This window comes from Barnesiella sp. CU968 (genome assembly GCF_905219685.1).
Classification (GTDB): Bacteria; Bacteroidota; Bacteroidia; order Bacteroidales; family Muribaculaceae; genus Lepagella; species Lepagella muris_A.
The window spans coordinates 1-8,577 of sequence record NZ_CAJMXD010000104.1 but is presented as its reverse complement, the minus strand read 5'-3'; the positions used below and the strand labels follow the sequence as shown (position 1 = coordinate 8,577).

9 protein-coding genes are annotated in these 8,577 nt (G+C 51.1%); 1 reads left to right on the top strand and 8 read right to left on the bottom strand.

Features of this window, described 5'->3' with window-relative positions; genetic code table 11:
• A partial coding sequence (gene pckA, locus JX312_RS05805) for a phosphoenolpyruvate carboxykinase (ATP) (RefSeq protein WP_204457364.1) occupies window positions 1-1,516 on the top strand: 1,516 nt, incomplete at its 5' end.
• Between the two features lie 349 nt (window positions 1,517-1,865).
• Here pckA and JX312_RS05800 read toward each other — a convergent pair.
• From JX312_RS05800 to JX312_RS05765, 8 genes are all read right to left on the bottom strand, one after another.
• Window positions 1,866-1,973 carry a tyrosine-type recombinase/integrase gene (locus JX312_RS05800; RefSeq protein WP_239653824.1) on the bottom strand — a complete coding sequence of 36 codons (108 nt, stop codon included), beginning with the start codon at window positions 1,971-1,973 and terminating at the stop codon, window positions 1,866-1,868.
• A 206-nt stretch (window positions 1,974-2,179) separates the two neighbouring features.
• A complete protein-coding gene (locus JX312_RS05795; protein ID WP_204457363.1) occupies window positions 2,180-3,256 on the bottom strand; it encodes a beta-galactosidase small subunit in 1,077 nt (358 codons plus the stop codon).
• A gap of 18 nt (window positions 3,257-3,274) precedes the next feature.
• Window positions 3,275-5,293, bottom strand: a complete 2,019-nt coding sequence (locus JX312_RS05790) for a glycoside hydrolase family 2 TIM barrel-domain containing protein (RefSeq protein WP_204457362.1) — start codon at window positions 5,291-5,293, stop codon at window positions 3,275-3,277.
• A gap of 156 nt (window positions 5,294-5,449) precedes the next feature.
• Entirely contained in the window at window positions 5,450-6,034 is a 585-nt protein-coding gene (locus JX312_RS05785; protein WP_128707532.1) for a hypothetical protein, read from the bottom strand.
• A 42-nt stretch (window positions 6,035-6,076) separates the two neighbouring features.
• A complete protein-coding gene (locus JX312_RS05780) occupies window positions 6,077-6,313 on the bottom strand; it encodes a hypothetical protein (RefSeq protein WP_124029513.1) in 237 nt (78 codons plus the stop codon).
• A 33-nt stretch (window positions 6,314-6,346) separates the two neighbouring features.
• On the bottom strand, window positions 6,347-6,535 hold the full coding sequence (locus JX312_RS05775; protein ID WP_204457361.1) for a hypothetical protein: 189 nt from the start codon (window positions 6,533-6,535) through the stop codon (window positions 6,347-6,349).
• A gap of 33 nt (window positions 6,536-6,568) precedes the next feature.
• Window positions 6,569-7,867 carry a hypothetical protein gene (locus JX312_RS05770; protein ID WP_204457360.1) on the bottom strand — a complete coding sequence of 433 codons (1,299 nt, stop codon included), beginning with the start codon at window positions 7,865-7,867 and terminating at the stop codon, window positions 6,569-6,571.
• Between the two features lie 58 nt (window positions 7,868-7,925).
• Window positions 7,926-8,477 (bottom strand): hypothetical protein, encoded by a 552-nt coding sequence (locus JX312_RS05765; protein ID WP_204457359.1) that lies wholly within the window; start codon window positions 8,475-8,477, stop codon window positions 7,926-7,928.
• Window positions 8,478-8,577 lie beyond the last annotated feature (100 nt).

Sequence of the window (8,577 nt, the reverse complement as noted above, 5' to 3'; positions counted from 1 at the left end):
GACCAACCCCCACCTCGAGGGTTATGAAAAAGGTATCACAACCGACCTCGGAGCAGTAGACGTATTCACAGGCGTTTACACAGGTCGTTCTCCCAAAGACAAATATCTCGTAAAAGACGAGGTTACAGAAAACACCGTATGGTGGACCTCCGAAGAATATAAGAATGACAACAAGCCGATCACCACAAAAGTATGGGACGAGCTTCGCGAAAAGGCAGTTAAAGAGCTCAGCGACAAGACTCTTTACGTTGTAGACCTGTTCTGCGGCGCCAACGAGGCTACACGTCTTAAAGTACGTTTCATCATGGAGGTTGCATGGCAGGCTCACTTCGTGACCAACATGTTCATCCGTCCTACAAAAGAGGAACTCGAAGACTTCACTCCCGACTTCGTTGTCTTCAACGCATCAAAGGCTAAATGCGAGAACTACGAAGAGCTCGGTCTCCACTCAGAGACAGTAGTGGCATTCAACATCAAAGAGCGCGAGCAGGTAATCATCAACACCTGGTATGGCGGCGAGATGAAGAAAGGTATGTTCTCCATGATGAACTACTTCAATCCTCTCCGTGGCATCGCTTCAATGCACTGCTCAGCCAACACCAACATGGAAGAGACTTCAACAGCCATCTTCTTCGGTCTTTCCGGAACAGGCAAGACTACCCTCTCCACTGACCCGAAACGTAAACTCATCGGTGACGACGAGCACGGCTGGGATAACGACGGTGTCTTCAACTACGAGGGTGGCTGCTACGCTAAGGTCATCAACCTTTCCAAGGAAAACGAACCCGACATCTACGGCGCCATCAAGCGCGACGCTCTTCTTGAGAACGTTACAGTAGAGGCTGACGGCAAATGTGATTTCGCTGACAAGAGCGTGACAGAGAACACCCGCGTTTCTTATCCTATCTACCACATCGAGAACATCGTAAAGCCCGTGTCCAAAGGTCCGGCAGCAAAACAGGTGATCTTCCTCAGCGCAGACGCGTTTGGAGTTCTTCCTCCTGTTGCCCTCCTCAACAATGAGCAGGCTAAATATTACTTCCTCAGCGGCTTCACCGCTAAACTCGCCGGAACAGAGCGTGGCATCACAGAGCCTACTCCCACATTCTCGGCTTGCTTCGGTCAGGCATTCCTTTCTCTGCACCCCACAAAATATGCAGAGGAACTTGAGAAGAAAATGAGCCTCAACGGCGCTAAAGCATACCTCGTGAACACAGGTTGGAACGGTACTGGCAAACGTATCTCAATTCCTGACACACGCGGTATCATCGACGACATCCTCAACGGTGACATCGAGAAGGCACCCACAAAGGTTCTTCCCTACTTCGATTTCGTTATTCCTACCGAGCTTCCCGGCGTAAACACCGGCATCCTCGATCCCCGCGACACCTATGCAGATGCCAAAGAATGGGATGACAAGGCTAAGAAACTCGCCGAGATGTTCATCAACAACTTCAAGAAATTCGAGACCAACGAAGCCGGCAAGGCTCTCGTTGCGGCAGGTCCCCACATCTGATCCGGTCTCAAACTATAGAAATAAATGCCATGCAGTTTTGCGTGGCATTTATTTTTATACCCCCTACATTCGAACCTGACATGACAAAATGCCGTTTTAGTTTGAAAAGATAATCATTTTCATCGGATTGGACAACAGAGAAAAAGGACACCGGGGTTCCCTCCCGATGTCCAACCACTAAATCCACGTCAAAAATGAAACATAGTCATTTCTGGTCGCCTATACAACACTATAACAAGCGAAAGTGCCAAAGTGCCAAAGTGCCAAAGTGCCAAAGTGTCAAAAATGCCACGGGGGATTATCAGCTTCAATCAACATCAAAGGCGACCTTGCCGAGCTTGTTGATGGCTTACTGCTTGCGCTGGTCAATGACGTGCAGATACTCTTCGGTCATCTTGATGCTCGCATGACCAAGCAGCGAAGACACCGTCTTTATATCCGCCCCGGCATTGAGCAGATTGACTGCGAAACTATGGCGGGCTATGTGACCGATGAGACTTGGTGAAATTCCCTCGAAAAACCATCTACACGTGAATGAAAGTTAAATCCAAAGACTCTCTGATTTCCAATACTTACTTATAAAAATGGTCAGCGGCTTCGCGAAGGAAGCGGCTGACCATTTTTATTCGGTTATGTATTTATTCTGCAGTTCCTGCAGCTGCCTTACTTCGTGACGGGGGTCAGATAGTAGGTATAGCTGTAATCCTTGGGAGTAAGGATGTAGGGGGCGTGAGGCGCGGCACCCCAGCTGTTGTCACCGCCGAGACCGCGCTGTGCGAGGTCTACGTTGAGGTAGACGTTCCAGGCATCGGGCCAGACATCGTTCTGGTGCATGTTGTGCTTGTCCATGCCGGGGTCGAGCGCCTCGGGTGTCACGTCAAGCGCGCTGACATTCAGCAACCCTTCGCCCACAACGCGGATACCGAAGCCGTCCTTGTCGGTAAGCTCCGCCCAGCGCACGTCAGTCTTGTTACCCGATTCCTGCGGACGGATATAGGGATAATACTGGTCAGCGACCTTGCCGCTGTAGACACCTACGAACGATGAATGCTTGCGGTCCNAGTAATTCTCCCACGGTCCGCGACCATACCAGGTGAAGTTGTCATACTCCTTGGGCATCGCTATCGAAGTGCCGAAACGCATCAGTTCGGGGATACGTGCGTCCGCGTGAGTGACAAGCGACTCTGTCACACCAAGTGTTCCGTCTCCATAGACTGTATAGACAGTCTTTAGACCGCAGTTTACATCGGGCATGTCTCGCATCGACACCACCTTGACCACATCACCCTCTTTGACAAGAGTGGCGGAGGTGACTCTTGAATTGTCGAAAGCGACACGCCATGCGTTCAGACGCTTGTGGGCGTTGTTACCCCAGTCATTGTCGGTGGGTGCGCGCCAGAACGAAGGAGCGATGCCTTGCGACAGAAGCTTGCGTCCGTCAGCCGCATATGATCTGATCCATCCCTCCTTGTTGAAGAATATCTCCACATTCCCTGCCTTTACCGTCCAGCCGTTCGATGTCTCGTCAACCGTCGGAGCTGCCGCAGCCACAGCGGGTTTGTATGTCCTGTGACCGGAAAGCTCCACCTCCTCGCGAGCCTGCTCGTGACCAGCCGGTATTATGTCGTCGCCGGTGCGTACATTCGCGAAGATATTGAAATAATACTCCGCACCGTCTCCGAGATCCACACCGTCAAGAGGCATCTTCACCACAGCCGTCTTCCCCGGCAGGGCGTTCACCTTTGCGAACGTACCGTTTTACACGATCTTGCCGTCACGGAGAATCTGCCAGTTGAAATCATAGTCAGAAAGATCCTTGTGTATGAAATTGTTCTCTATTGTTATGGTTCCTTTCTTCACATCGGGAGCGAAGCGTATGTCCTGATATACTTTCTTCACCTCATAGAGACCGGGATGCGCGGTACGGTCGGGATTGACAACACCGTTTATACAGAAATTGCCATCGTTCTTATAGCTGCGTGCGCCGTAGTCGCCGCCGTAGGTCCAGTAACTGCNACCGTCCTCGTTCTGACGCAGGAAGCCCTGGTCTACCCAGTCCCNGATAAAGCCACCCTGCATGTGGGGGCTGCTGCGGATTATGTCGAAATACTCCTGGAAATTGCCGGAAGAGTTACCCATTGCATGGGCATACTCGCACATGATGTAGGGACGTGTCACATTCTTGCGTGCCGCATATTCCTTCATATATCGTATCGACGGATACATCGGGCAGACTATATCCGTGTTCCAGGTCTCGTCAGCCTGTTCGAACTGCACGGGACGTGTCTTGTCGCGCTCCTTGATCCATCTGTAGGCTATCTGGAAGTTTTCTCCATTGCCTGCCTCGTTGCCGAGACTCCAGGTTATGACAGAAGGATGGTTCTTGTCGCGCTCCACGAGAGCCATCTCGCGGTCGAGCATACAGTCGCGCCATGCGGGATGATATGCGGGATGGTTGGTGGTGTCAGGATAATTGTGCACCTCACCCATGCCGTGAATCTCGATATTCGCCTCGTCAACCACATAGAGACCGTATTCGTCGCAGAGGTCATACATCATGGGAGACTGCGGATAGTGGCAGGTGCGGATGGCATTGACGTTGTTGCGCTTCATCATGCGTATATCCTTCATCATTGTCTCGCGGTCCACAGTATGTCCGTGTATCGGATGATGCTCATGCAGATTCACGCCATGAACCTCTATCGGCCTGCCGTTTACCATGAGCTGGGCGTTCTTTATCTCTACGCTGCGGAAGCCGACTCTTGCCGATGTTGACTCAATTGTCTTTCCGGATTTGTCGGCGAGTGTGATTACAAGTGTGTAGAGATTGGGAATCTCCGCGCTCCATTTGGCAACATTTCTGACAGAGCCCTTGAAATTCACTGTTTTTTCTCCATTGGAGACGATGTCGCTTTTTGCAGTGGCGGACCAGACTTTCTTGCCAGCCGCGTCAAACAACTCGGCATTGACATTCACAGGCGCGTTTCCGGAAGCATAGTTCAGGAGATCCACGTCAAGGTCGAGCGTACCGTTTTTATAGCCGCTGTCAAGACCGGCGCGGGCAAAGAAGTCACCGATGCGCTGGTCCGCGGTGGAATAAAGATACACATCACGCTCAAGACCGGAAAGACGCCAGAAATCCTGGTCCTCGAGATAGGTTCCGTCGGTCCAGCGATATACCTCGCATGCTATGTCGTTCTTCCCCTGATGTATATATGGAGTAATGTCGAATTCTGCAGGATTCTTGGTGCTCTGCACATATCCCACTTTCTTTCCGTTGACCCATACATACATTCCTGATGTGGAACCGCCGAAATGAAGGAATACCTTGCGTCCGTCCCATGATGCGGGGATATCGAATGTACGCTTGTAGCTGCCTACGGGGTTGTCGTCATGTGTGGTGAAAGGGGGATTGCGGTTAAGAAATCCGAAACCGACATTCACATAGATCGGCGTTCCGTATCCCTGCATCTCCCAGTTGCCAGGCACGTTGATGTCGCCCCAGGATGAAACGTCATAACCGGTAAGATAAAAATCTTTCGGTCTCTCCGACGGTTTTGCCGAATAATTGAATTTCCACTTGCCATTAAGGCTCTCATACCAGATTGAAGCCTTGAAATCCCCTTTGAGAGCTTCCGCCGCCGTAGGATAGGGATAGGCTGTAGCACGGTGAGGGAGACGTCCTTCCGCAAACTTCGCGGGGTTCTCCCAGTCTTCGGCAGCCGACACGGTGAGCATCGTTGCCGCAAATGCAATTACGCTGATTTTTTTTAACATTTGGTGTTAGATTATAAGCCGATAAGTAATGCTGCAAATATACGAAGATTAATCAACCTGTGCAAACCCTCATATATGCGCGTTTCGTGTTTTGCAAACTTTACCATATGTTTTTGAACAGTTAGACCCCATCCCGGCAAACGGGACGGGGTCTTGTCAGATTCGGATTTCCCTGACTTTTGACGCCGCGTTCATGACGACTCTCTTCACGAGACTTCGGGGTATCCGGAGTTTTTCGGGATCATCGCCTGCAGGTCGGGGCACATAACCCGCAAGCTCGACATACGCCCCGGCATCGGTGGAACCGGTAAATTCCAGTTTCCTGCGCCCTCTCCCTTCCACGACAGCCACCATCGGTGATTTCCTTATCCTCTTGCGGTCACACCCCGGATTGAAACGCAGGGAATATACCGGTGAATCCGAAGAAACAGCCACAGACACGGAGCGTTTCCAATCGCTCATACGGAACACCGCGAGACGAAGAAAATCCTCAGGAAGCTCCATCTCTCCCGTGCCCGGTGACACCCATTCGAAATCTCCCTCCATCTCCAGCCACTCGTCAATATCTCCGCGTTCGGCTTCGGCTATGGTTCTCTCAGCCACATCGGGCAACACCTCTGCGACAAGATCCGTGAGAGATGTCGCGGGGTATCCGAATTCCGTTTTATCAACTATCATTTCTTCGTTTTCATCGAGATATTTCAACACTCCCGACACCATCTCGCTTATCTTGACTTCCATATTATTCCATAAATAAAAAAACTGTTTAAAACTGTCTTGTCTCTATTTCCTCCTTGCCGGCGAGCCTTCTGTCTTGAGAAGCATTATCTTGCGGTGACGGAACCAGTGACTGTTCTCTATCAGGTGTATCACAGCCGGGTTGTCGGTGGTGAATGTCGCGGGCGACACTCCGTAGCCGGTGACGGTTCCACCGGTAAAATGCACTCTTACCGAAGTGCGTCCTACCGGGATGATGGCATTCCATTCCATCATCCCGTTTACTCCATACGTCTTTTTCATGTTACCTTATATGTTTGTTCATGACTCGCGGTTTCAGCTGACCTCAATCTCGCCGGAATAAGGTTGCCATGCGATTTTTTCGGATCCATCGTCACCCATTGTCTTCACCGCCTGCCATATCTGCCCGATACGCGCGGAGGGTGACATTCCCGGACAGTCGGAAGTGAGATAGAATATATCTCCCGAAACTGCGTCTGACGGTGCTTCCTCTCCGTTCCACATGCGGAAGGCGAACGAGCCGTCCGTGGGTTTGTCTCAGTCTCCGTCAATCCAGATATGACAGCTTCCTTTCAGCGCGAGGGCATCCCAGATAAGAATGCCGTTGCGAGTCGCTTCCTCACCGTCGACACGATCACTGAAACTGTGTTCTGATGAATAGACATAATGCACCAGGCGATTTTCTCCGATCAATGCGCCGGAATTGCTCCATCCGAGACGGTCGAGCGTGGGTTCACGCTTGATCTCAATGTCTCCGAACACGGTGTGGAAGTTGGTCACAGTCCAGCCGACACTGTTGACCTTGGTCGAAATCTGTATCTCAGGATGTTTCGAGAAGTCGATGCACTGTATCTGCTCCAACAGATTCTTTCCTGCAAGCAGGAGAGCCGTCTTGGGAACATCCTCTCCGGTGAAAAACATCTTCGCCAACGCTATGACATCCTCTACGGTCCATTTCCCCTTGTGCATAAGCTCACGTTTGAACTGCCAGCGCAGACCTTCGGTGCAATATACATACTGCAATCCCATTCTGGGCACATTCATCTTGAATTTGCCGGCGCGCCCCGCCCAGAGAGTGCGGTTGCCGCGCACCTTGAAGTTGGCTATCGCCTGCTCCGCGATTATAGCCTTGGAGAAGGGAATCCGTTTGCGCTGCGATTCGAAATAGTCGGAAACAACCTGGTTCATACCCCTTTTCTGAAGATATATCTTCGTGGGCTGAGGCACAATCAGATCGGGGTCAACCTCCTTCTGCGTCTCGTAAAGCGAGTTTGCAAGAATCACCACCTTCGTACCAGCCGGTATTCGCGGCACACTCGAAAATTCGTCTTCTTTCTGCGATTTGCGACCATTTACCGCACGTACCACAGGATTGTTGGTCGTCGGATCCACCGCCACAACAAAAAGCATGAGTCCTTTGCCTGGAGTGCGAGAGTCGCCGTCGGGCGTATAGCCGTCGACCCCTTTCACAAGAAGAGTCGAGTAAGGACGCGGAAGATTCTGGTCCTGTGCGAGAAGAGGGAGTGTCACCTGCATCTTGTTCTGCTCTTCCACATCTTCCGCCACAGTTATCAGGCTGCGCGACTCATCGATCATGTAATGCTCCACTTCCGGGCTGTTTACCTTGACCCGCTTTGCGCGAAGCATCAAATTCATCAGCGGAGTGTCATCTGAGTTGAACTGAAAAAGTTCGTCATCGATGTCTGTCTCCACAAAAGATCCGGCGGCAACACCACCTGTCACTTCCGCCGCCGAGGAGACGGTTGCAGGGGCACCCGGCACCTGAGTCTGAAGATTAGCCGTTCCGGCTGTCACATTGAGATTTTCTGCATTCATTTTCTTTAAAATTTGTAAGTTAGTGATTATTTTATGTCAAATTATCTGACATTCGGTCTCACCCCGCGCTACGGGCAAGATCGAATATTGAAGATACTTTCTTCCGACCGCTTCCGATATTTCCGCGACCCGAGAGGTGCGGCAGACCGTCGGAATCTTCGGGCTTCATGAACTCCTCGGCAATCCGGGTGTTGCGTCCCTGCAGCTCACCCTCGGCGAAAGCATTTGCGACGGCTGCGTCAAAGCCTAAACCTTTGATAACAGACTCAAGCAAATCCACAGTCAAAGCTCCATCGCGCCAAGCCTCTCCCGTCTTCTGCATGAACGCCAACGCCTCCTCAAGCCGTTCCGGATCCACGCCTCCACCCTTGGCAAAAGACTCTGCCGCCATCTGAAACTCAACCGTAATTCCGCAACTACGATCCTCTTGTGCCTCTCCTTCTGTCTCAACTTGTTCGGTTTCATCGGCATTTTCAGCAGTATCCTCCTCTTTCTCCACGACCGGTTCAAGCATCTCTCTGCCGAGCGGTGTCTCTTCCAAAACGGCAACGTTCCCTTTCTCGCGGCTCTCATCCTGCCGCTCATCTTTTCTTTTAAGTATTTTCAGCATAATCGGTTGGTTTAAAACTTTCCTTTTTCGATGATGCAAAATTATACGTAAAATTCATGTGCCAAGTTTTATTTGTTGACAATGTTAATAAATATACTTG